Origin of the sequence: Streptococcus sp. KHUD_011 (genome assembly GCF_046352925.1) — a bacterium.
GTDB lineage: Bacteria > Bacillota > Bacilli > Lactobacillales > Streptococcaceae > Streptococcus.
This window is the reverse complement of sequence record NZ_CP157578.1, coordinates 1,120,042-1,144,795: the sequence shown is the minus strand read 5'-3', so window position 1 is coordinate 1,144,795 and position 24,754 is coordinate 1,120,042. Positions and strand designations below refer to the sequence as shown.

The 24,754-nt window shown below is 39.2% G+C and carries 11 protein-coding genes and 1 pseudogene; 10 read left to right on the top strand and 2 right to left on the bottom strand.

Going from position 1 to position 24,754, the window contains the following annotated elements:
- The first annotated feature begins 70 nt into the window (after positions 1 to 70).
- The 9 genes and pseudogenes from dnaG to ABKJ27_RS05195 all read left to right on the top strand — a co-directional run bounded on the left by dnaG (position 71) and on the right by ABKJ27_RS05195 (position 7,727).
- Positions 71 to 1,831 (top strand): DNA primase, encoded by a 1,761-nt coding sequence (gene dnaG, locus ABKJ27_RS05235; RefSeq protein ID WP_410011464.1) that lies wholly within the window; start codon positions 71 to 73, stop codon positions 1,829 to 1,831.
- Positions 1,832 to 1,833: 2 nt separating this feature from the next.
- Entirely contained in the window at positions 1,834 to 2,943 is a 1,110-nt protein-coding gene (rpoD, locus tag ABKJ27_RS05230) for an RNA polymerase sigma factor RpoD (RefSeq protein ID WP_000201903.1), read from the top strand.
- A gap of 14 nt (positions 2,944 to 2,957) precedes the next feature.
- Positions 2,958 to 3,287 (top strand): metal-sulfur cluster assembly factor, encoded by a 330-nt coding sequence (locus ABKJ27_RS05225; RefSeq protein ID WP_000331925.1) that lies wholly within the window; start codon positions 2,958 to 2,960, stop codon positions 3,285 to 3,287.
- 115 nt (positions 3,288 to 3,402) lie between these two features.
- Positions 3,403 to 4,446, top strand: a complete 1,044-nt coding sequence (gene cpoA, locus ABKJ27_RS05220) for an alpha-galactosylglucosyldiacylglycerol synthase (protein ID WP_049499364.1) — start codon at positions 3,403 to 3,405, stop codon at positions 4,444 to 4,446.
- Between the two features lie 15 nt (positions 4,447 to 4,461).
- The gene (locus ABKJ27_RS05215) at positions 4,462 to 5,787 is read left to right on the top strand and encodes a glycosyltransferase family 4 protein (RefSeq protein WP_410011463.1); all 1,326 of its coding nucleotides are present in this window, start codon (positions 4,462 to 4,464) and stop codon (positions 5,785 to 5,787) included.
- Positions 5,788 to 5,816: 29 nt separating this feature from the next.
- Positions 5,817 to 5,992: pseudogene (locus ABKJ27_RS05210) on the top strand (PspC domain-containing protein).
- A 58-nt stretch (positions 5,993 to 6,050) separates the two neighbouring features.
- Positions 6,051 to 6,185 (top strand): DUF4044 domain-containing protein, encoded by a 135-nt coding sequence (locus ABKJ27_RS05205; RefSeq protein ID WP_000863852.1) that lies wholly within the window; start codon positions 6,051 to 6,053, stop codon positions 6,183 to 6,185.
- Positions 6,186 to 6,248: 63 nt separating this feature from the next.
- The gene (obgE, locus tag ABKJ27_RS05200; protein ID WP_410011462.1) at positions 6,249 to 7,559 is read left to right on the top strand and encodes a GTPase ObgE; all 1,311 of its coding nucleotides are present in this window, start codon (positions 6,249 to 6,251) and stop codon (positions 7,557 to 7,559) included.
- Between the two features lie 9 nt (positions 7,560 to 7,568).
- Entirely contained in the window at positions 7,569 to 7,727 is a 159-nt protein-coding gene (locus ABKJ27_RS05195) for a hypothetical protein (protein WP_001808548.1), read from the top strand.
- A gap of 43 nt (positions 7,728 to 7,770) precedes the next feature.
- Here ABKJ27_RS05195 and ABKJ27_RS05190 read toward each other — a convergent pair whose 3' ends face one another.
- Both ABKJ27_RS05190 and ABKJ27_RS05185 read right to left on the bottom strand, forming a co-directional pair.
- Positions 7,771 to 8,241, bottom strand: coding sequence for an arginine repressor (locus ABKJ27_RS05190; protein WP_020901801.1), 471 nt, complete (start codon positions 8,239 to 8,241; stop codon positions 7,771 to 7,773).
- Positions 8,242 to 8,709: 468 nt separating this feature from the next.
- Positions 8,710 to 10,992, bottom strand: coding sequence for a Xaa-Pro dipeptidyl-peptidase (locus tag ABKJ27_RS05185; protein ID WP_410011461.1), 2,283 nt, complete (start codon positions 10,990 to 10,992; stop codon positions 8,710 to 8,712).
- A 256-nt stretch (positions 10,993 to 11,248) separates the two neighbouring features.
- Between ABKJ27_RS05185 and ABKJ27_RS05180 the strand changes: the two genes are divergently transcribed.
- A complete protein-coding gene (locus ABKJ27_RS05180) occupies positions 11,249 to 24,706 on the top strand; it encodes a mucin-binding protein (RefSeq protein ID WP_410011460.1) in 13,458 nt (4,485 codons plus the stop codon).
- Positions 24,707 to 24,754 lie beyond the last annotated feature (48 nt).

Sequence of the window (24,754 nt, the reverse complement as noted above, 5' to 3'; positions counted from 1 at the left end):
TGGTTTACTTTTTTTCAGAAATAAGCTATACTAGTTTACGTGAAACTATGATAAGATGGAGGTATTGTGTATGGTTGACAAACAAGTCATTGAAGAAATCAAAAACAATGCCAACATTGTGGAAGTCATAGGAGATGTGATTTCTTTACAAAAGGCAGGACGGAACTATCTAGGGCTCTGTCCTTTTCATGGTGAAAAAACACCTTCTTTCAACGTTGTAGAAGACAAGCAGTTTTACCACTGTTTTGGTTGTGGTCGCTCAGGTGATGTCTTTAAGTTCATAGAGGAGTACCAAGGGGTTCCCTTTATGGAGGCTGTCCAAATCTTAGGTCAGCGTGTCGGGATTGAGGTTGAAAAAACGCTTTATAGTGAACAGAAGCCAGTTTCGCCTCACCAATCTCTTTATGATATGCACGAAGATGCAGCCAAATTTTACCATGCTATTCTCATGACAACGACTATGGGAGAAGAGGCCAGAAATTACCTTTATCAGCGTGGCTTGACAGATGAGGTGCTCAAGCATTTTCGGATTGGTTTGGCACCTCCAGAACGTAACTATCTCTATCAACGTTTGTCTGGTCAGTATAGTGATGAGGATTTTCTAGATTCAGGATTGTTTTACCTCTCAGATGCTAATCAATTTGTAGACACCTTTCACAATCGGATTATGTTTCCCCTGACAAATGACCAAGGAAAGGTTATTGCCTTTTCAGGTCGTATCTGGCAGAAAACGGATTCACAAACTTCTAAGTATAAAAATAGCCGATCGACTGCAATTTTTAACAAAAGTTACGAATTATATCATATGGATAGGGCAAAAAAATCTTCTGGCAAAACCAGTGAGATTTACCTCATGGAAGGATTCATGGATGTCATTGCAGCCTATCGGGCTGGAATCGAAAACGCTGTGGCGTCCATGGGAACAGCCTTGAGCCGTGAGCATGTTGAGCATCTGAAAAGGTTAACCAAGAAGTTGGTTCTGGTATACGATGGCGATAAGGCTGGGCAAGCTGCGACATTGAAAGCACTGGATGAAATTGGTGATATACCTGTGCAAATTGTCAGCATGCCTGATAACTTGGATCCAGATGAGTATCTACAAAAAAATGGTCCAGAAGACTTGGCCTATCTATTAACGAAAACTCGTATTAGTCCGATTGAGTTTTACATTCACCAGTACAAACCTGAAAATAGTGAAAATTTGCAGGCTCAGATTGAGTTTATTGAAAAAATAGCTCCCTTGATTGTTCAAGAAAAATCTATTACTGCTCAAAACAGCTATATACATATTTTAGCTGACAGTCTGGCGTCCTTTGATTATGCCCAGATTGAGCAGATTGTGAATGAGAGTCGTCAGGCACAAAGGCAGAATCGCATGGAAGGTATTTCCAGACCGACGTCAATCACTATGCCTGTCACCAAGCAGTTATCAGCTATTATGAGAGCAGAAGCTCATCTACTTTATCGAATGATGGAATCTCCTCTTGTTTTGAACGATTACCGTTTAAGGGAAGACTTTGCATTTGACACACCTGAATTTCAGGTCTTATATGACTTGCTTGGCCAGTATGGAAATCTTCCTCCGGAAGTTTTAGCAGAACAGACAGATGAAGTTGAAAGAGCTTGGTACCAAGTCTTAGCTCAGGATTTGCCTGCTGAGATGTCACCTCAGGAACTTAGTGAAGTAGAAATGACTCGAAACAAGGCTCTCTTGAATCAGGACAATATGAGAATCAAAAAGAAGGTGCAGGAAGCGAGCCATGTAGGAGATACAGACACAGCCCTAGAAGAATTGGAACGTTTAATTTCCCAAAAGAGAAGAATGGAGTAATAATGGCAACAAAACAAAAAGAAGTAACAACATTTGATGTACAAGTAGCAGAATTTATCCGTAATCATAAACAAAAAGGGACAGCAACTGATGATGAAATTAATGCAAGTCTGGTGATTCCTTTTACCTTGGATGCTGATGGGATTGAAGATCTCTTGCAACGAATTCAGGATGCAGGGATTTCTATCACAGATAACGAAGGAAATCCAAGTGCGCGTGTTCTTAGCACTGAAGAAGAGCCAGAACTCAGTGATGAGGACTTGATTGGTTCAACTTCGGCTAAGGTTAATGACCCTGTCCGTATGTACTTGAAAGAAATCGGGGTCGTACCTCTCTTGACCAATGAAGAGGAAAAAGAATTGGCGCTTGCTGTTGAAGCTGGTGATATCGAAGCCAAACAACGTCTTGCGGAAGCCAACCTTCGTTTGGTTGTTTCTATTGCTAAACGCTATGTTGGTCGTGGTATGCAGTTCCTTGACTTGATTCAAGAAGGAAATATGGGCTTGATGAAGGCGGTTGACAAGTTTGATTATTCTAAAGGGTTCAAGTTTTCAACTTACGCAACTTGGTGGATTCGTCAGGCTATCACTCGTGCTATTGCGGATCAAGCTCGTACCATCCGTATCCCAGTTCACATGGTTGAAACCATCAATAAATTGGTTCGTGAACAGCGTAACCTCCTTCAAGAATTGGGACAAGATCCAACACCAGAACAAATCGCTGAACGTATGGATATGACCCCTGACAAGGTTCGTGAAATCTTGAAGATTGCCCAAGAACCGGTATCCCTTGAAACTCCAATCGGTGAAGAGGATGATAGCCACCTTGGGGACTTTATCGAAGATGAAGTGATTGAAAATCCAGTGGACTATACAACTCGTATCGTTTTGCGTGAGCAGTTGGATGAGGTCTTGGATACTCTTACAGACCGTGAAGAAAATGTTTTGCGTCTGCGTTTTGGGCTAGATGATGGTAAAATGCGTACCCTTGAAGATGTGGGTAAAGTCTTTAACGTGACTCGCGAGCGTATCCGTCAGATTGAAGCTAAAGCTTTGAGAAAACTACGCCAACCAAGTCGCAGCAAACCGCTTCGTGATTTTATTGAAGACTAAGAGTGAGGATGAATATGGCTTATACAGAAGAGCAAATTGAAAACATCAAAACACGAATTTTATCAGCCTTGGAAGAAGTTATTGACCCTGAGTTGGGAATCGATATTGTCAATCTTGGTTTGATCTATGAAATTCGTTTTGACGGTGACACAGGACAAACAGAGATTGATATGACTTTGACAACCATGGGTTGTCCTCTAGCAGACCTTTTGACAGACCAGATTTATGATGCTATGACAGAGGTTCCAGAAGTAACGGATACTGAGGTCAAATTAGTTTGGTATCCAGCCTGGACTGTTGAAAAAATGAGTCGCTATGCACGTATTGCCCTAGGCATTAAGTAAACAAATAAAAACATGTGAGAGATTATTGGAAAAGCGAGGAAATTTCCCCCTCTTTTCCTCTAGTCTCTCCTTTCTTTTGCTGATTTTATTCAAAGAAAATGATATAATAGTAGTTATGGAAAAAAAGAAATTACGCATCAATATGTTGAGTTCAAGTGAGAAAGTAGCAGGACAAGGAGTTTCAGGTGCTTACCGTGAATTAGTTCGTCTTCTTCACCGTGATGCCAAGGACCAATTGATTGTTACAGAAAATCTTCCAATAGAGGCAGATGTGACTCACTTTCATACAATTGATCTCCCCTATTATTTATCAACATTCCAGAAGAAACGATCAGGAAGGAAAATTGGCTATGTGCATTTCTTACCTGATACACTCGAGGGGAGTTTGAAAATTCCATTTTTCATAAAGGGAATTGTGAAACGCTATGTATTTTCTTTTTACAACCGGATGGAGCACTTGGTGGTGGTCAATCCTATGTTTATTGAGGATTTAGTGGCAGCTGGTATTCCACGTGAAAAAGTGACCTATATCCCTAACTTTGTCAACAAGGAAAAATGGCATCCGCTTCCACAGGAAGAGGTAGCGAGACTGCGTACAGAGCTAGGTCTTAGTGACAATCAGTTTATCGTAGTAGGTGCTGGTCAAGTTCAGAAACGCAAAGGGATTGACGATTTTATCCGTCTGGCTGAGGAATTGCCGCAAATTACCTTTATCTGGGCAGGTGGTTTCTCTTTTGGTGGTATGACAGATGGTTATGAACGCTACAAGAAAATCATGGAAAATCCCCCTAAAAATTTGATTTTTCCAGGTATTGTATCGCCAGAGCGGATGCGCGAATTGTATGCCCTAGCGGATCTTTTCTTGCTTCCTAGTTACAATGAACTCTTTCCTATGACTATCCTAGAAGCTGCCAGTTGTGAAGCTCCGATTATGTTGCGTGATTTAGATCTTTATAAGGTAATTTTGGAGGGCAATTATCGGGCGACAGCAGATAGAGAAGAGATGAAAGAAGCTATTCTGGAATATCAAGCGAATCCTGATGCTTTAAAAGATTTGAAAGAAAAAGCTAAGAATATTTCTAGAGAGTATTCTGAAGAGCATCTCTTACAAATCTGGTTGGATTTTTATGAGAAACAAGCCGCTTTAGGGAGAAAGTAAAAAGTGAGGTAATCTATGCGAATTGGTTTATTTACAGATACCTATTTTCCTCAGGTTTCTGGTGTTGCGACCAGTATTCGAACCTTGAAAACAGAACTTGAAAAGCAGGGGCATGCTGTTTTTATCTTTACTACGACAGATAAGGATGTCAATCGCTACGAAGATTGGCAAATCATCCGTATTCCAAGTGTTCCTTTCTTTGCTTTTAAGGATCGCCGCTTTGCCTATCGAGGATTCAGCAAGGCGCTTGAAATTGCTAAACAATATCAACTGGATATTATCCATACTCAGACAGAATTTTCTCTTGGCTTGTTGGGAATTTGGATTGCGCGTGAATTGAAGATTCCAGTCATCCATACCTATCACACCCAATACGAAGACTACGTGCATTATATTGCTAAGGGGATGTTGATTCGTCCTAGTATGGTCAAGTACTTAGTAAGAGGTTTCCTGCATGATGTGGATGGGGTTATTTGCCCGAGTGAGATTGTCCGAGACTTGCTATCTGACTATAAGGTCAAGGTTGAAAAAAGGGTCATTCCAACTGGGATTGAATTAGCCAAGTTTGAGCGTCCAGAAATCAAGCAAGAAAATCTAAAAGAACTGCGTAGTAAATTAGGGATTCAAGAGGACGAACAGATGTTGCTGAGTCTTTCCAGAATTTCTTATGAAAAAAATATTCAAGCAGTTTTAGCAGCTTTTGCAGAAGTTCTGAAAGAAGAAGACAAGGTCAAACTGGTGGTAGCTGGGGATGGCCCTTATCTGAATGACCTTAAAGAGCAAGCCCAGAAACTAGAGATTCAAGACTCTGTTGTCTTTACAGGGATGATTGCTCCTAGTGAGACGGCTCTTTACTATAAGGCAGCGGATTTCTTCATCTCAGCATCGACGAGTGAGACGCAGGGTTTGACATACTTGGAAAGCTTGGCCAGTGGAACGCCAGTTATTGCTCACGGAAATCCTTATCTGGACAATCTGATCAATGATAAGATGTTTGGAACATTATACTACGGTGAACATGATTTGGCTGGGGCTATTTTAGAAGCCCTGATTGCAACGCCAGACATGAATGAGCATACCTTATCAGCTAAATTATACGAGATTTCAGCTGAGAACTTTGGAAAACGGGTGCATGAATTTTATCTGGATGCTATTATTTCAAATAATTTCCAGAAAGATTTAGCAAAAGATGATACGGTCAGCCAGCGTATCTTTAAGACAGTTTTGTATTTACCGCAACAGGTGGTTGCTGTGCCTGTAAAAGGCTCTAGACGAATGCTGAGGGCTTCAAAAACACAGTTAATCAGCATCAGAGATTATTGGAAAGACCGTGAAGAATAGAAAGAGGAACAGCTATGAAAAAACAATTAATGAGAAGTGGTCGTGACAAAAAGATTGCTGGTGTTTGTGCTGGAGTGGCTCATTATTTTGATATGGATCCCACTATTGTTCGTGAATATGGGGTGTTCTTGCTTTTGGTTATGGAGCTGGAATTGTAGCTTATATCATTTTATGGATTATTGCACCAGTAGCAAGTGACTATTGAAAACTAGCTCAATTCATGCTAAGATAATAGAAAATAGAATGTAACGAAGGAGATAAAAATGGCATTTGGAGATAATGGAAAACGTAAAAAAACTATGTTTGAGAAATTAACCTTGCTTATCGTACTGATCATGTTAGTAGCAAGTATTTTGGGTATTTTTGCAACTGCAATTGGTGCCCTCAGTAATCTATAAAATAGATTTAAGAAAATTTTGTGACTGGGATTTCCCAGCCCTTTTTTAAAGTGAGAAGAAAAAATGAGTATGTTTTTAGATACAGCCAAGATCAAGGTCAAGGCTGGTAATGGTGGCGATGGCATGGTTGCCTTTCGCCGTGAAAAATATGTCCCTAATGGCGGTCCTTGGGGTGGTGATGGTGGTCGTGGAGGTAATGTAGTCTTCGTTGTAGACGAAGGACTACGTACCTTGATGGATTTCCGTTATAACCGTCATTTCAAGGCTGATTCTGGTGAAAAAGGAATGACCAAAGGGATGCATGGGCGTGGTGCTGAGGACCTCAGAGTTCGAGTGCCACAAGGTACGACTGTCCGTGATGCCGAGACTGGCAAAGTTTTAACAGATTTGATTGAACATGGTCAAGAATTTATCGTTGCCCACGGAGGTCGCGGTGGTCGTGGAAATATCCGCTTTGCGACCCCAAAAAATCCTGCACCGGAAATCTCTGAAAATGGAGAACCGGGTCAGGAACGTGAGTTACAATTGGAATTAAAAATCTTGGCAGATGTTGGTTTAGTTGGATTCCCATCTGTTGGAAAATCAACACTTTTAAGTGTTATCACATCTGCTAAACCTAAAATTGGTGCCTACCACTTTACAACTATTGTGCCAAATCTAGGAATGGTTCGTACCCAATCAGGCGAATCCTTTGCAGTAGCTGATCTACCAGGATTGATTGAAGGGGCTAGTCAAGGTGTTGGTTTGGGAACTCAATTCCTCCGTCACATCGAGCGTACACGTATCATCCTTCACATCGTTGATATGTCAGCTAGTGAAGGTCGTGATCCTTATGAGGATTATCTTGCCATCAATAAAGAGCTGGAGTCATATAATCTCCGTCTGATGGAGCGTCCACAGATTATCGTAGCCAATAAGATGGATATGCCTGAGAGTCAGGAAAATCTTGAAGAATTCAAGAAAAAATTAGCTGAAAACTATGATGAATTTGAAGAGCTACCAGCTATCTTCCCGATTTCTGGATTGACCAAGCAAGGTCTGGCAACGCTCTTGGATGCTACAGCTGAATTGTTAGACAAGACACCAGAATTCTTGCTCTACGACGAGTCAGATATGGAAGAAGAAGCTTACTATGGATTTGACGAGGAAGAAAAAGCCTTTGAAATTAGCCGTGATGACGATGCAACATGGGTGCTTTCTGGTGAAAAACTCATGAAACTCTTTAATATGACCAACTTTGATCGTGATGAATCAGTCATGAAATTTGCTCGCCAGCTACGTGGTATGGGGGTTGATGAAGCCCTTCGTGCGCGTGGAGCTAAAGATGGTGACTTGGTCCGCATTGGTAAATTTGAGTTTGAATTTGTAGACTAGGAGACTGGTATGGGAGATAAACCGATATCTTTCCGAGATGCGGATGGCAATTTTGTTTCTGCCGCAGACGTTTGGAATGAAAAGAAATTGGAAGAACTATTTAATCGTCTCAATCCAAATCGTGCCCTGAGATTGGCACGAACTAAAAAAGAAAATCCATCTCAGTAAAATAGATAAAAAGATTCCGTGCCACATGAGACACGGAATTTTATTATTCTTCAAAGAAAAATGGTGGAGCGAATTTTTTCAATTCTTCAAAGCATTTTTGAGCAGCTTCTGCATCTTCACAGATGACAAGACAAACATCATCACCACAGAGGGTAGCGATAGCGTCGGGGAAGCTCAAAGCATCAATGATAGAACCAAAGGATTGAGCAAGGCCAGGAAGGGTTTTTAGTAGGACTTGGTGTTGAACTGGACGCATCAAGACAAGAGCATCTTCCATATAAATTTCGAGACGTTTTTCCCATTTTGAGGTTGAACCTGCATTGAGCACGTAGTAAGAGTTGTCTTCTTCTCGTACTTTTGAAAGGTTCATACTTTTAATATCTCTCGAAAGTGTAGCTTGTGTAACTTGAATATCATTATCGGCAAGAAGAGCTTGTAGCTCAGCTTGAGTATGAATTTTGTTTTTTGTTACAAGAGCTCGTATGAGTTGGTGTCGGTGTTCAGATTTATTCATAAAATGTTACTCCTTGTACTAGATATAAAAAACGTGGACTGAACGAGATTGTCAGTCGGGTGGTAAGCGGTATTGTCACGTATGATGATTTCAAAGTCAGTAGTATAGGACTAAACGGAGAGAATCTCCCTCTTTTCACTTGTCACTAGTTGGGTGGAGATGAATTGGCTCTCTATCCGTTTATTTACATTGGTGTCCTCTACTAACAGTAAATCACTCAATTAGGTTAGCCTTTTGTCACGACTTGTTGTGAATTTATGCCAAATGGCAATTCACAGAGATTATCCAACATGTGGTCTGGTAGCGAGTATTATTAATGAGTACACATGTTGGTTAGGGTCTTAGTATCTTTTGTCCAAGATCCAGTTTTAGACATGTCATAGGTCTAGATTAGGATTGAATTTGATACCAAGTTTATGTGTAGTTTAACAGTTCAAATGGAAATAGTTCCATATTGAAAGTCTGATATTATACCTTTTGACAAGGTAGGATAAGACTAGACTGTTCAAGATCGACAGTCAGCTGGTAAGCGGTATTGTCACGGATGGTGATTTCAAAGTCAGTAGTATAGAGAACTAAACGAAGAATATCTCCTTCTTTTAGCTTATAAATAGTTGGTTGCAGTTTAAACTGGATATCCATCCATTCATCTGCAGTAATATCCTCTACCAACAGTAAATCATTTCTATTTTGTAAATTGAGATAGCCTTTTGTCACGACTCGTTGCGCATTTTCACGAAATGGCAATTCACAGAGATTTTCCAACATGTGGTAGCGACCGTTGTCAATGGTTCTAGCACTTAAAACAGCTGGATAAGGTTGTAGATATTGCTTTTGTCCATGTTCCAGTAGTTGGGCTGATAAGAGCCCCTTATTGGTACTAGATTTAATACGAAGATTGAGCTGAGCGCGACCGTTCATGTGGAGGTTCTTGGTCACAGGAAGGTCAATAGTAATTTGATTGACTTTCCCTTGATAGAGGTCTGTATTAAAGGTCTGGTATGTTTTACCATAGCGCTCAAAATCCTTATCTGGGTACTGGTTTTGAATGACTTGCTCTTCTTGACCAAGTGAGAAAGTTTCTGAGCTTTCTTGATTACCAAAATCATCAAGAATCTGCCAAGTCTGAGGAGCAGTATTATCTTGCCAGATAACAGTCGGAAGTTGAAAATCTGTTTCTTGACCCAATAATTTTTTAGTCAATAAGGCGTTCATAGCTTCACGGAAGTCAATGGATTGCCAGTTGTTCATATAAACATGGGCACCATTATGGAAAAAGAGATGCTTATTGATATGAGCTGGAAGGGCATGGAACATCTGGTAAACATGAAGTGGTTTGACATTCCAATCCTGTGAACCGTGGGTAAAGACAACCTCTGCCTTTACTTTATCAGCATTGAGCAGATAATTGCGGTCATGCCAAAACTGATTGTAGTCGCCAGTCTTGCGATCCAGTTGCTCTTTTACTTTTTCTAAGTCAGCTTGGTGAGCCTCATTACCACGAATATAGTCACCAGCCAAGAGATTACGAGAGTAGGTTAGTTCAGCAAGGGAGTCAAAGTCCTCACCTGGATAACCACCTGGGCTAGTTACTAGACCGTTTTCACGGTAGTAGTTGTACCATGAGGAAATACCAGCCTCGGCAATGATGACTTCTAAACCATCGACACCTGTAGTCGCAAGACCATTGGACATGGTACCAAGATAGGAAAGTCCAGTTGTGGCCACTTTTCCGTTTGACCAGTCAGCCTTGACTTGACGCTGGCGCGTGTGATCAGTAAAGGCACGGCCACGACCATTGAGCCAATCGATAACATTTTTATAAGCCTCGATTTGCTGGTAGTCCCCGTTAGTCATGAAACCTGTCGAGTCTTTGGTACCAACACCTGACACATAGAGATTAGCAAAACCACGTGGAAGGAAGTAGTCGTTGAGACTATAGCTAGCGTTGATGTGCGTTAGCTTTTCCTCAGTTTCTGACACAAGCTCAGCTTGACCTTGGGCTTGGACGAGATTTAGTTGAGGCTCCTCTAGCTCAATCTCGTGAGCGAGCTTAACCTCGAGCACGCCCTCCATCTTGTAGAGAGCCTTGTCGCTAGCTTTATCATTGGTTCCCTGATGATAGGGACTAGCAGTCATGATAGCAGGGATTTGCCCGTCATAACGAGGACGAATAATGCTGACCTTGACTAAGTCTGGAAGACCTTTTTGGTCAGTATCGACACGAGACTCAACATAAACGACTTCTCGAATGACATCATGGCTAGAAAAAGTTGCTAAACTTTTGCCGTTAAAGTAGTGATAGTCATTATCCTCAGGAATAAGACCGTCGCTGACAAGTTGGTCGATAAGAGTATTCCCCTTTTTGGTGCGAGTATTGAGTAATTGATAGAGATTTTCAATCAAGTCACCATATACGATAGGAAATCCAGTCTCTTTACGAAAAGCTTCACTGTCTTCGAAGTCAACCAAATAAGAAAAACCTAAAAGTTGAAAAGCCACAGTATAGAAAATATCTGCAGTCAACTCTTTATCTGATTGAAAAAATGTCAATAAGTCAGTTTCTGTATCAACTGCTAAACTGGATAGAGGATAGGAGCTGTTTTTAAAATTAAAAAAGAAACGAATAAGAAACGCTTCAAGCATTTGTTTATTTGTAATGTTGACTGGTAAATCAAATCCATACTTTTTTAATTCAAAGATAATTGTATCTCTAGATAGGGCTAAATGGCTGAATTGATTAAAACGCATAGAACCTCCAGTGAAATTATACTTTAATTTATTATATCAAAAAAAAAGCCAAAAACCAAGGTAAAATTTTCTATAGAAAAACATGTACCAATACACATATTTTAACATATTGAATTTTAAAAAACAAGAAAAAATACTTGTATAAAACAGTTTAAGAAATTGTTAAATTTATTGATTTGATGGTCACTCTTTGATATAATATATACTATGTAATTGTAATTTCTGGTTACATAATTAAAAAAGGAAAGTAAACATTATGTATAAATCAAAAAGACAAAAAAATAAATCTTTTGATTGGTATGGCCTGAGCCAACGTTTCTCTATTCGTAAGTACCATTTTGGTGCTGCGAGTGTGCTGTTGGGGACAGCCTTGATTTTGGGTGCTGCCCAAACGACTGCCAAGGCAGAAGAAGCAGCTACTGAAAATAAAACAGAAGCTGTTGCATCTGCCCCAAAAGATGATAAGGCAAGTGAGAATGTCGCAAATGTGACGACACCAGCTCTTTCTACCACTACAGAAGCGACTGTAGTAGAAAAGCCAGCCTTAAGTGATGAAGAAGTTGCAAAATTAGCTGCTGAAGCATCTAAGCAAGATGAAAAAGCATCTGAAGCTACTGCAACTGAAAAAGCAGAAGCTGCTGATAAAGAAAAAGCAACTCTAACTCCTGCAACAGACAAAAAAGCTGATAAAGCAGTTGATGAAAAAGCTGATAAAAAGGACGAAAAGAAAGCAGAAAACCCAATTACTGCTACTAAAACTGTCCTTGAACAGTTGACATCTGAAGCAGAAGTGCTGAATACAACTGCCGCAAACTATGCAAATAAAAAAGCAGAAGATAAAGCAGGAAAAGAAGCTATTGCAGCTGCAGTAGCTTCAGCTAAAGTCCAAATCGAAGCATCTAAGAAAGCTCTTGCCGCAGGCGAGATCACTAAGGAAGAATTGGATGCCCAACTTCAACGTATCTCATCAGCTATCGAAGCAGTTTATGCTGAGATGAAACGTGCTGGACACGTAGGTAAAGTTGAAGCAGTGTTAGATGATGTTGCTACAAATAATAACAAATTAGTTGTTAAACCTGCGCAAATTACACCAGTAGCAAACTACCAAAATGTTACTGAAGAAGAAATAGCGGAAATTATTCGTCAATTCCGTATAGCCAATCCTGATTTGACAGATGCTGATAAAATAAAAGTTAATGTTAATCCTAAAGGTAATTTAATTGGAGAAACAACTGTTACTTTGGCAAATGGTCAAGAATTTACATTTCCAACATCAGAAGTAATTAAAGGGTATACAGCTAATCGTAATACCGAACAATTGAAGAAATCTATTAACTGGTTTGACTTTGGTTCATCTAAAATCACATATACAGATGGAACTAAAGTAGGAGAAGTTAAACACTTATCTTCGCCAGTTACTAAAGTAGTTAAAGACCGTTATGGAGTTGCTCAAACAGGGGTGTTTACATACTATCGAGAAGTAACATATCCTGATGGTCGTAAAGGAACAACTTTAGATGATGAATGGTTAGCGAATGGTCCAGCTCGTTATTCAAAACACTTCTATAATGATGGACGAGCACAGAATATGAATGGCCGTGATGCAAGTTCTAAAGGAGAGTTTTTCGAAGCTCTTCAAGAAGGTATGAAGTTTACAGTTAAGACCTCTGTAGAAGGATATGAATTAACAGCTACTGTAACATCATTAGCACCTAAAAATGTAGCAACAAATCCATTCAAAGATTCAAATGGTAAAGCTTATAACGTGATGAATAAGGATCAAACATCTACTGGAAGAAGAGCTGGTGATCCCGTTGATGTCGTTTTGGCTTATCAAGATAAAACTTATTCTCATATGAAGCACGTGGGTCTATCTACTGATAATGAAGATGGAACTCCTCAGATGACTGCTTTCACGGCAGCATATGATAGTGCTAATGTAGGGGTGAATTTCTCACTTTCGGCTACATACAATAGCCGTCCTGTTGCAGTAAATGCAATTGCGGTAGATGCTGAGGAAGCCGGAGAAATTGAAGTTCTTCAATTTGAGACTGATGGAACGAATTGGGAACAATTTTTAGCCTTAAATAAAAATCCTAAAGGTGGAAATGGTGTTGTTCCGATTGATTCGGCTAAATTAGGCTTGAATGGTAATTCATTTGAAAAACCTGGATATAAGAGAACCGAATGGTTAAGTACTGATAAAAACGGAAATGTTTCTATGTATGGAACAAAATTATTTGGTCCTGCATTTACTACTATTAATAGTGGGAATGATTTACCAGTAGGATTAAGTCAAAATGTTTCTAATTTATCTATTTATATGAATACTCAAGGTTCTCAGGCTGGTACGATAGGATTCGTCATATATGATGGTGGAGATGCTCCAGCTTCATATGGTTCAGCTCAACACTTCATTGGGAATCTTGTGAGAACAAACTCTGATGGAAGTAGCACAGTAGCTACCCAACCATATCTTGGTTCACAAAAAGGTGACCCTGACTTCCGTTCTACTGAAAAAGAACCAAGTGGTGCTTGGGTATTAGACGATTTAGTTAATACAGATAAATACGAAAAGGTTGAACTTAAGAGTGGAACTTCTACTGTTACAAATGAAAAAGGCGACACAGGTATTTACGAAGTTCAAAAGAATGGTAATACTGTTATCCGTAAAACAGACGGAACAACCGTGGCTCTTCGACAAGATGATATTTTAACTATTTCGGATCCTACTTCACATTTACCAATCAAGGGTATCTTCAATAAAGCTGAAGGCGTTATTGGTGTCGGTGTATTAGCCGATGAAGGAGAAGGTCAAATACTAGATCCGGCTGTAGCGACGAATTATTCATTACGACAAGGGGCTGCAAACGAATATGAATTGAAGGGTATTCGTGCAAATCCAGGAACAAACAATGAGAAAGCTTATGTTCGTGGATGGGTTGATTTTAATAATAATGGTAAATTTGACCTTTATGAAGCTTCTGAATTAGTAGAGGTTTCAAAAGAAGGAACTTACACTTTGAAATGGAAAAATACACCTCAATTATTAGATACATCTGTGGATAGTTTGGGTGTACGTTTACGTATTGCGCTAGATAAAGAGGATGTTGATTTACCAACTGGTGTTGCATCTTCTGGGGAAGTAGAAGACTTCCAAACACACGTAGTTCATCCACCTCGTGGAACAAGAAATGAATCTAAAGACTTCCAAGGAAGAGATCAAAAATTAGATATCCGAACTACTGAGTTATTTACTGCAACAGGTAAAACAGAGTCATCTAAATATTCAGCATGGAACCAAATGGAACCTACTGTAGCTCCAAAGTTTGTATTAACAGATTCAATAGTTGCTAGTGAAGAACCAACAGCTAATACAACTGTCAATGTTACCGATCCAGAAGGAACAACTGTTTATAAAGGAGCAGAAGTAGTAGTAAAAGATAAAAGAGGTAATACTCTAGGAACAGCGGTTAAAGTAGTTAACCCTGCAACAGGTAAAACTGAGTACTACTTATCTCAATATACAGAGTATGACACAGCTGGAAACAAAGTAGGGGAATATACTTTAAATAAAAATGGTCAGAATGGCCAAAATATTAAAGATGCTACCGGTAATTATAGAACAACAGTTGATTTCCATCCAGAGCCAGGTTATGTAGGTACTGCACGTGGGGCTGTTATTCGTGGTTGGGACCAAAATCGTAATTCGACTGGTTGGGACTTAACAGATGCAACTCTTAAAGAAGCATTAGCATCAGATCGACTAGCGGATAAGGATAAATTAACAGAAAATGTGAATAAGGAATATAATGGCAATCGTACTATGGATGCCGTATACATTCCAACAGTTATCGATGTGCGACCTGTAGGAGAAGATACTACTACTGAGGATGTTCAAGGTGCTGTTCAAAAATCTAATCCAACAATTCCAGTTTATGGTACTGTCGAAACTGTATCAAATGACAAAGTTGAAGATGTTAGATATACGTCTGATTATGTAATACTAGATAAAACTAAAAAACCAACATTTGCAACTAAGAAAGAGATTCCTGGTAAATTCTATAGAGAAAATACTAAGGTAACAGAGCCAACAACAATAACCTTAGATGATGGAACGCAAGCTACATTCGCTCCTAAAACTCTTCCAGCAGGGACTCCAGTGTTTGAAAATGATAAAACATATACAATTACAGGTACAGGAAATGTAACACTTCATAATGTTAACTACGGAGGTGGTACAGTTCCAGCAGGTGCTAAAGTAATGAGTAAGGAGCCGACAACGGTAGAGCCAACAACAGTAATCAGAGATGGCGCTCAGGTAGTTGTTCCAACTGGACAAAAACTAAAAATTGGGGATGTTTTAGTAACTCCTCTTAATATTAGAGGAGAAGCTCAACGTTCATTCTGGGAAATCACTTATAAAACAGGTGAAAATGTACCAGGTAACCGTGTCAGAAGAAATCCTGATATTACTCTTGCGAACGATACAACAGTAGATCAATTAGTTGGTGGTTCTACTACAGAATTTGTTGCCGCAAATGGTAAAACTTATTCTAAAAACTCTGTAGATACGATTCCAGCAGGAACACGTGAAAAAACTACTTACGAAGACTTAATGAATGTTACTCTTCCAAATGCAGTTCATATTGATCCAGTGACTGGAGCGGTAACAAGTGTGCCTCGTCGTTACACTAAAGTAACAGATACAGAAATCGTAATTGAAAATGAAGGTACTTATACATTAAATCAAGATACTGGTGAAATTACATTCACACCAGATCCTAAGTTCGTAGGAACAGGTACAGGTGTAACAAAACAACAACCGGATATTGACTATAACAATAAAGTAGCAGGAGACCCTGTAACAAGTCGCTATGGAACTGACTATGGTAAGGCCAAATATACTCCAATTGTTAAACCACAGTCGAAAGCATCAATTACTCGTACAATTCATTATGTATATGAAAATGATAACGATAATCCAACAAGCCAAGATTCTTATAAAGATAATAATCCAATTGTAGCAATCGATAACACACCAGTTACTCGTACACAAACAATTGACTATACTCGTGATTATCAAATCTTTACTGAGGCTGGTGAAACAGATAAAGAAATCATTACAACAAACCAAGTAACGGATGCAGCAGGAACAACTTATAAAGTTGGACAAACAATTCCAAAAGGAACTAAGTTCAATCAAGGAACAATTATCATTGGTAAATGGACATCTTCAAGTGCGGATAATTCTAAATTTAAAGAAATTATCTCACCAACTGTTAAAGGATATACTGCAGAAGTAGTAACAGCAGACTTCACTCCTCGTGCAGATGGTAAGATGGGCCATATTCATAACAATAAACAACCTGTCGGAATCTATACTCCAGTAGAAGATAATACGAAAGATGTTGGAGCATATGAACCATTGGTATCAGAAGTAACTTCTGATGATACAGATAACTTTGATATGTATGTTGTTTATAAAGCTGATAAACAAAAAGCTAAAGTAACATACATTGACTTAGATGCTACAGGTGACGCACGTATTCTTGAAGTACAAAACGCTAATACAGCACCTGCAACAAATCCAGATGCGAAAACAACTTATGGTGTTACAACACTTGAAGGTAAATCTCATACTAAGATTCCTTATTTAACAGCTAAAACAATCAAGAAATATGAAGACCAAGGTTATGAATTAGTAACCGATGATTATACAAACAATACTCAAGGTACAGCTATTGAGGGTGGACGTAAGTTCGATGATGATAAAGAAGTAGATCAAGCATTCAATGTCTACCTACGTCACAAGAAAGTTACTCGTAAAATTAAAGACACTCAAGAAGTAACACGTACAATCGAGTACAAATATGCAAGTACGGATGATGTACCAGCAGATAAACGTGGAACAACAGCAGCACCAACAGTGACTGAAACACTTCACTATGAACGTGACCGTACAATCGATTACACATTAGCTGCGAAAGTATATCCAACAGAATACGCAACTTACAAAGCGGTATTAGATAAGAGTGGATATGATTCTCCTGAAGAATACAAAGCTCGTACAGTTTACTACGACCACATCACAAACAAAGCAATCGCAGCAGATGCAACAGATACTCAAAAATCAATCGTTACATTTGGACCATGGACTCCAGTAGGTGGAACATCTAACGATGCAATTAAATTATCTGATGCAGAAAAAGTAAAAGATGATAAATTTAACCTTGTTAACTCTCCAGAAGTAACTGGTTATGTTCCAGATAACGCTACTGTAGAAGCAACTGCAGCAATTGATGCAGAAGCAGATGATTACAAGATTACAGTACTTTATACTCCAGTTGCTCAAAAAGCTGTAGTTAAGTTTGTAGAAGTAGATCCTACTAATACAAATAAAGTCATTACTCCTGGTCTTGCAGATCCAGTTGTTGTGACAGGTAAATCAGAAGCAGCTTACCCAGCAACAACAGCAACTTCAGTAACTGATAAGATTGCTGAGCTTGCTAAGAAAGGTTACGAACTTGTAAATAACGGATTTGTATCAACAGACAAATTCGATAAAGATGCTGCAGTTGATCAAGAATATGTGGTGAAATTCAAAGCTAAAGTAGTAGATATTCCATCATTTGATCCAACAAAACCAGCAAGTAACGATAATCCAAAACCAACTCCAGGTGTAACACCACTCGATCCAAGTAATCCAGATGGACCAAAATGGACTGAAGCATTAATCAACGCTGTAAAAGTACAAGAAGAAGTAACACGTACAATTAAGTATGTATACGAAGACGGTACTCCAGTAGCAGAATCTAATCTAACAAGTGTAGCTGACAAGAAAGTTAAAACACTTAAATTTACTCGTCCTGGTAAGATTAATGTTGCGACAGGAGAAATCACATACGGAGATTGGTCAGCGAACCAAAAATTCGAAGCAGTAACATCTCCAGTATTAGAGAAATACACAGCGGCAGTTGCAGGTGTAACTCCAACAACAGCTGATGTACCAGAGAAAACTGTTGCGGCTACAGATAAAGACTTCGAAGAAGTAGTAGTATACAAAACTAAACTAATCACTGTTGATCCCAAAGCTCCAGGTTATAAAGAACCTAAGAAAGATGAGCCAATTAATCCAAATGATCCAAATGGACCAAAATGGACTGACGAATTACTTGCGAAATTGAAAAATACTGAAGAAGTAACACGTACAATTTCGTACACTTACTCAACAGAAGCAAGTGAATTGAACCAAGCTGAAAAAGATGGCAATAAAGCTGGAACGAATGTAGCTGATCCATTCACTACAAAAGTGAACTATACTCGTGTAGCTCAAGTGAACCCAGTAACAGGAGAAATCACATACGGAGAATGGGAAGCTAAAGATAATGACACTACATTAGAAGGAAAAGCAGAACTTCCTAAAGTAGCAGGTTATGTAGCGACAGGCGATGTAGATTCATCTAAGAAAGATGTAACATCAGTTAAAGCAGAAGATAAAGATATTACGGAAAAAGTAGTGTATAAAGCACTAGGTAAATATGTACCAGTTGTACCAGAAGGATTCACTCCTCCTACAATTCAAAATCCACAATATCCAAACTCAGATGATCCATCTAAACCAGGTGATCCAACAACTACAACAACGATTCCATATGTTCCAGGAACAACACCAGTAGGACCAGATGGACAACCGTTGACACCGAAAAACCCTGCTAATAAAGAAGAAGGATACTTACCACCAGCTCCAACAACACCAACAGGGGATACAACAATCGTTTATACGAAAGATGGTTCTCAAGTAGCTGTAACGAAATTTGTAGATACAACTGGTAAAGGATTAGAACCATCAGTAGTCGATACAGGAGATACAGGTAAAGCCTTTACGAAAGATGCGGATGTTACTGCGGCAATCAATAAGATCTTAGCTCGTGGATATGAAAAAGTAGCTAATGTAAATGCAGGTGAAAAAGATTATCCATCAACAGATGCTGAAAAAGTATTTGACGCTGATGCATCAACAAACCAAGAGTATACAGTAACATTCAAACCGATTGTTAAAGATATTCCAACTGATCCAACAACTCCAGGTTATGTGAAACCAGAACCAGGTCAACCAGTAGATCCAACAAAACCAGATGGACCAAAATGGCCAGAATCTGTTAAAGACTTGAAGACAACTGAATCTGTAACACGTACAATCAAGTATGTATATGAAAATGCAACTCCAGTAGAAGATGGCAAACTTGGAACAGATGTTGTAGCTAAGAAAGTTCAAACGCTTGAATTTACTAGAACAGCTAAAGTTAACCTTGTGATAGGAGAAGTTGAATATGGAGCATGGACACCTAAGACAACTGATGGATTTGAAGCTGTAATAACTCCTACAATTGACGGATACACTTCAGCATTAGTAAGTAATCCAACAGTAAGTGACGTACCAGCGAAAACTGTGACGGCAGATGCTGCTGATTATGAAGAAGTTGTAGTTTACAAAACAAAACAAATTACAATTGATCCAAAAGATCCAAACTTCGATCCTGAAAAACCAGTAGATCCAAAAAATCCAAATGGACCAAAATATAAAGATCTTAAACTGGCAGAAGAAGTAAAACGTACAATTACGTATACTTATGCAGATGATGTAGCAGATACTTCTAAACGTGGAACTGATGCAGAACCTAAACATGAAACTACAGTAAGCTTCACACGTACAGCATCAGTAAATGGAGTTACAGGTGAAATTACTTATAGTGAATGGACTGCTAAAGATAACGATACAACTCTTGAAGGTAAAGCTGTAGTACCAGTTAAAACTGGATACGTAGCTACAGGAGATGTTGAGTCATCTAAGCAAGATGTAACGGGTGTTAATGCAACGGATAAAGATATTATTGAAAAAGTTATCTATAAAGATTTAGGTAAATTTGTACCAGTTGTTCCAGAAGGATTCACTCCTCCGACAATTGAAAATCCACAATATCCAAACAATCCAGATGACCCTACAAAACCAGGAACACCAACAACAACGATTCCATATGTTCCAGGAACAACACCAGTAGGACCAGATGGACAACCATTAACTCAAAAAGATCCTAACGATCCAACGAAAGGTTATAACCCACCAACACCAACAAATCCAACTGAGGATACAACAATTGTTTATACGAAAGATGGTTCTCAAGTAGCGGTTGTTCATTTCATTGAAGTAAACAGTGAAACGGATAAGACTGAAAAAGGTGGAGTGGCTCAATCAATCGTTGATACTGGAGATACAGGAAAAGCATTTACGAAAGGTACAGAAGTAACAGCTACAATCGAAGCTCTGAAAGCTAAAGGATATACAGTTGTTGAAAACAACTACCCAGAAAATGGTAAGTTTGATGCAGACTCTAAGACTAACCAAGAATACAAAGTCCTTGTAGCGATTAAACCAGTAACTGTAAATCCAAATGATCCAGCACCAACTCCAGATAAACCAATTGATCCAAATAATCCAACAGGACCAAAATGGACTCCAGAGTTAATCAAAGAGTTAGAAGATGGACGTAAAGAAGAAGTTAAACGTACAATCAACTATGTATATGCAGACGGTAAGAAGGCTGCTGATTCAGTAGAAGAAACGAAAGAGTTCAAACGTTCAGCAACAATTAACCCAGTAACTGGTAAGATTACATTCGGAGACTGGTCACCAGCTCAAACATTTGAAGAAGTAACTTCACCAGAAATTAAGAATTACACTCCAAATAAAGTGACTGTACCAGCATCAGAAGTAACAGCAACTGCTGAAGACATTAATGAAACAGTAGTTTATACTACAAAACCAGTAACATTAGATCCTTCTAAACCAGCAGATCCAAATACTCCAGCTGTTACTCCAAAACCTGAAGACAAAGTACCAAACGATCCAAAAGGTCGTACGTACAAAGAATTAGGATTAATCGAAGAAGTAACGCACACAGTTCACTACAAACTAGCTGACGGATCAGATGCAGGTATCCCTGATAATGTCCAAACATTAACATTCACTCGTACAGCTGACTTAGATCCAGTAACAGGAGCAATCTCTAACTTTGGTACATGGACAGCTAAAGACAATGATACAACAATCGACGCTGTAACAACTCCAAACAAACCAGGATATGTAGCTTCAGCAGCTAAATCTACAGAGCGTACAGAGGTTAAAGCTACTGATAAAGATAGCGAAGAAACAATCATCTACCGCAAACTTGGTTCATATGTGCCAGTAATTCCAGAAGGAGTAACACCTCCAGCGGATGCTGACTTAACACCAAAACCATATGAAGATCCAACCAGTGAAGATCCTACAAAACCAGGAACACCTACTGAAACTCCAGTAGTACCATACATCCCTGGAACAACACCAGTAGGTCCAAACGGTAAACCATTAACTCCGAAAGATCCTAACGATCCAACGAAAGGATATGAAGTACCGAAACAGCCAGAAGATCCAACTCAAAACACTACAATTACGTATGTTAAAGATGGTTCTCAAGTAGCTCTAGTTCACTTCATTAAAGAGGATGGTACTGCAGTTCACGTATCAGTTGCGGAAGCAGGAGATACAGGTAAAGCAATCAAGACAACAAACATTGATAACGTTAAAGCTGAATTAGAAGCTAAAGGTTATGAAGTTGTTGCTCCAACTGATGCAGCTTATACAGCAGAACGTGTAGCATTCTACGCAGAAGCTAACCGTACATTCGATGACAAGGATGACAAAGGTAATGATGGAATTAGTCAAGTTTACTATGTAATCGTTAAAGAGGGAATCACTCCAATCGATCCAGATAAACCGCTAGATCCAAACAATCCAAACACAACTCCAAAACCAGGAGACAAAGTACCTGGAGATCCAAAACAACGTACATACGAACAACTAGGATTACTAGATGAAGTAAATCGTACAATCAACTACAGATACGCTAATACTGATAAAGTAGAAGAAGCTAAACGTGGTCAAGAAGCTGCAGCTACTGTAGAACAAAAACTTCGTTACTCTCGTAAAGGTGATTTAAACAAAGTAACAGGTGAAATCACTTATACTTCTGATTGGACTGAACCTCAAACATTAGCTGAAGTAACATCACCAGTTATCGACGGATACGTTGCGGATATTAAAGCAGCTGAAAAAGTAGAGAACGTAGCTCACGATGCAGCTGATTCTGTAGTAAATGTTGTTTACACACCACTAGGTAAATATGTACCAAAAGTACCAGAAGGATTCGAAGTTCCAAAAGTTGAGAAACCTCAATATCCAAACGATCCAACAGATCCAACTAGACCAGGAACACCAACAACAGTGATTCCTCACGTTCCAGGAACAACTCCAAAAGATCCAAATGGAAATCCACTGAAACCAGTAGATCCAAACGATCCAAGTAAAGGATATGTTCCACCAACACCTGAAAATCCAACAGAAGATACGCAAATCACTTATGAGAAAGATACTCAAAAAGCGAAAGTAACTTATGTGGTAGAAGGAACAGGAACAGTACTTCACACAGATAACCTAGAAGGTAAATCTGGAGAACCAATCGAGTACAGTACAGTAGCTAAACTTGCTGAATTGAAAGCTCTAGGATATGACCTAGTAAGTGACGGATTCACAACAGCTACAGATAAGAACTACGATAAAGATACAAAAGTTGATCAAAGCTTTGTAGTAACAGTTAAACCACACGTTGAGCCAATCAAACCAGTAGATCCAGAAAATCCAAATGATCCAAATAAACCAAAACCGGGTGATCCAATCGATCCTAAGAACCCTGATGGACCAAAATGGACTGAAGATCTAATCAAGAAGATTGATACAACTCGCCACGTGAACCGTACAATTAAGTATGTTAACGAAAAAGGTGAGGAAGTAGCTAAGAAAGTAACTGATAAAGTTACATTCAATCGTGAAGCTAAGATCAATTCAGTAACAGGTGAAATCACTTACGGTAACTGGACAGCTAAAGATGGAGATACAACATTCGATAAAGTTGAATCACCAGTCGTTAACGGATATATCCTAAAAGATGCGAAACAAAAAGAAGTAGCAGCTACAACAGGATTAACTGCAAACTCTAAAGATGAAAACATCGAAGTAGTTTACACTAAACTTGGCTCATGGATTCCAAAAGTACCAGAAGGTTCTACACCAGTTCCTCCGGTTACGTATCCAAACGATCCAAACGATCCAACTAAACCAGGTAGCGATAAACCAATCGTTCCTTATATCCCAGGAACTACACCGGTGGTACCAAAAGATCCAACTAAACCAATTAGTCCGGATAACCCACTAGTTCCATTAACACCAGTAGATCCAAACGATCCAACTAAAGGATATGAAGTACCTCCAGTACCAACAGATCCAAGAACAGATACACCAATCACTTACGTGACTGATAAGCAAAAAGCTATCACTAACTTCGTAGATGAAAAAGGTAAAGTTGTATCAACTCCAGTAGTAGATGAAGGTGATTCAGGAGCTAACTTCACTAAGTCTAAAGTTGATGAAGTAACTAAGACGATTGAAAAACTTGAAAAAGCTGGATACAGAGTCGTTAAGAACGAATTCCCATCTAAAGATGCAGATAGAGTATTTGATAAAGATAAATCTGTAGATCAAATCTTCAAGGTAACAGTAGCTGAGAGAATTATCCCAGTTACACCAGGAAAACCAGTAGATCCAACTGATCCAAACTTACCGAAGAACCCAGATGGAACTCCAGTAACACCATCTAAACCAGAGCCAGGGAAACCAGTATTCCCTAACGATCCAAACAGCCCAGTATGGCCAAATACTGTGAAAGATCTTGTAACTGAGAAATCAGCTACACGTACAATCAAGTATGTGGATCGCAATGGAAACGAAGTTTCTGACACTCGCACAGAGACTATCAAGTTTACTCGTGAAGCGAAAGTGAACTTGGTAACTGGTGAAATCACATATGGAGAATGGACAACAGATCGTAACGATGACATCTTCAACGGATACCCAGTACCAGTTGTGAAAGGATACATTGCTAAAGCTGGTGATCTAGAATCATCAACTAAAGATGTTAAAGTAACACCTGATACAATCAAGGATATCAATGAAACAGTGATTTACGATAAGTTAGGTTCATGGATTCCAAATATTCCAGGAACACCAACAAATCCAATCACATATCCAAATGATCCTAAAGATCCAACTAAACCTGGAACTGATAAACCTAAAGTACCTTATGTACCAGGATTTATCCCTGTAGATCCAGAAGGACAACCATTGAAACCAGTTGATCCAAATGATCCAACAAAAGGATACGAAGTACCAGAAGTACCTGGTGATCCAACGAAAGATACACCAATCAACTACATTCCTAAGGATCCTACACCAAATCCAACTCCTTACCCAGGCCCAACTCCAGCTCCAACTCCTAAACCAGAGCCTAAGCCGGAACCAAAACCTGAGCCAAAACCAGAACCAGAAACTCCACAACCTGTAACACCTGCAGATAATGGAGATAACAACGGAAATAATAATGGAACTCCGACAACTCCAGCTCAACCAGCAGCCCCTTCTACACCTCAATACATGGATGGTCAACGTGAACTTCCAAATACAGGTACAGAAGATCACGCTAGCCTTGCAGCGCTTGGACTTCTAGGAGCCCTAAGTGGATTTGGATTGATTGCTCGTAAGAAAAGAGAAGATGAAGAATAATCATCATTTTGATTCTCATTAGATGCTGACTTGCAATCAGATAAAGAA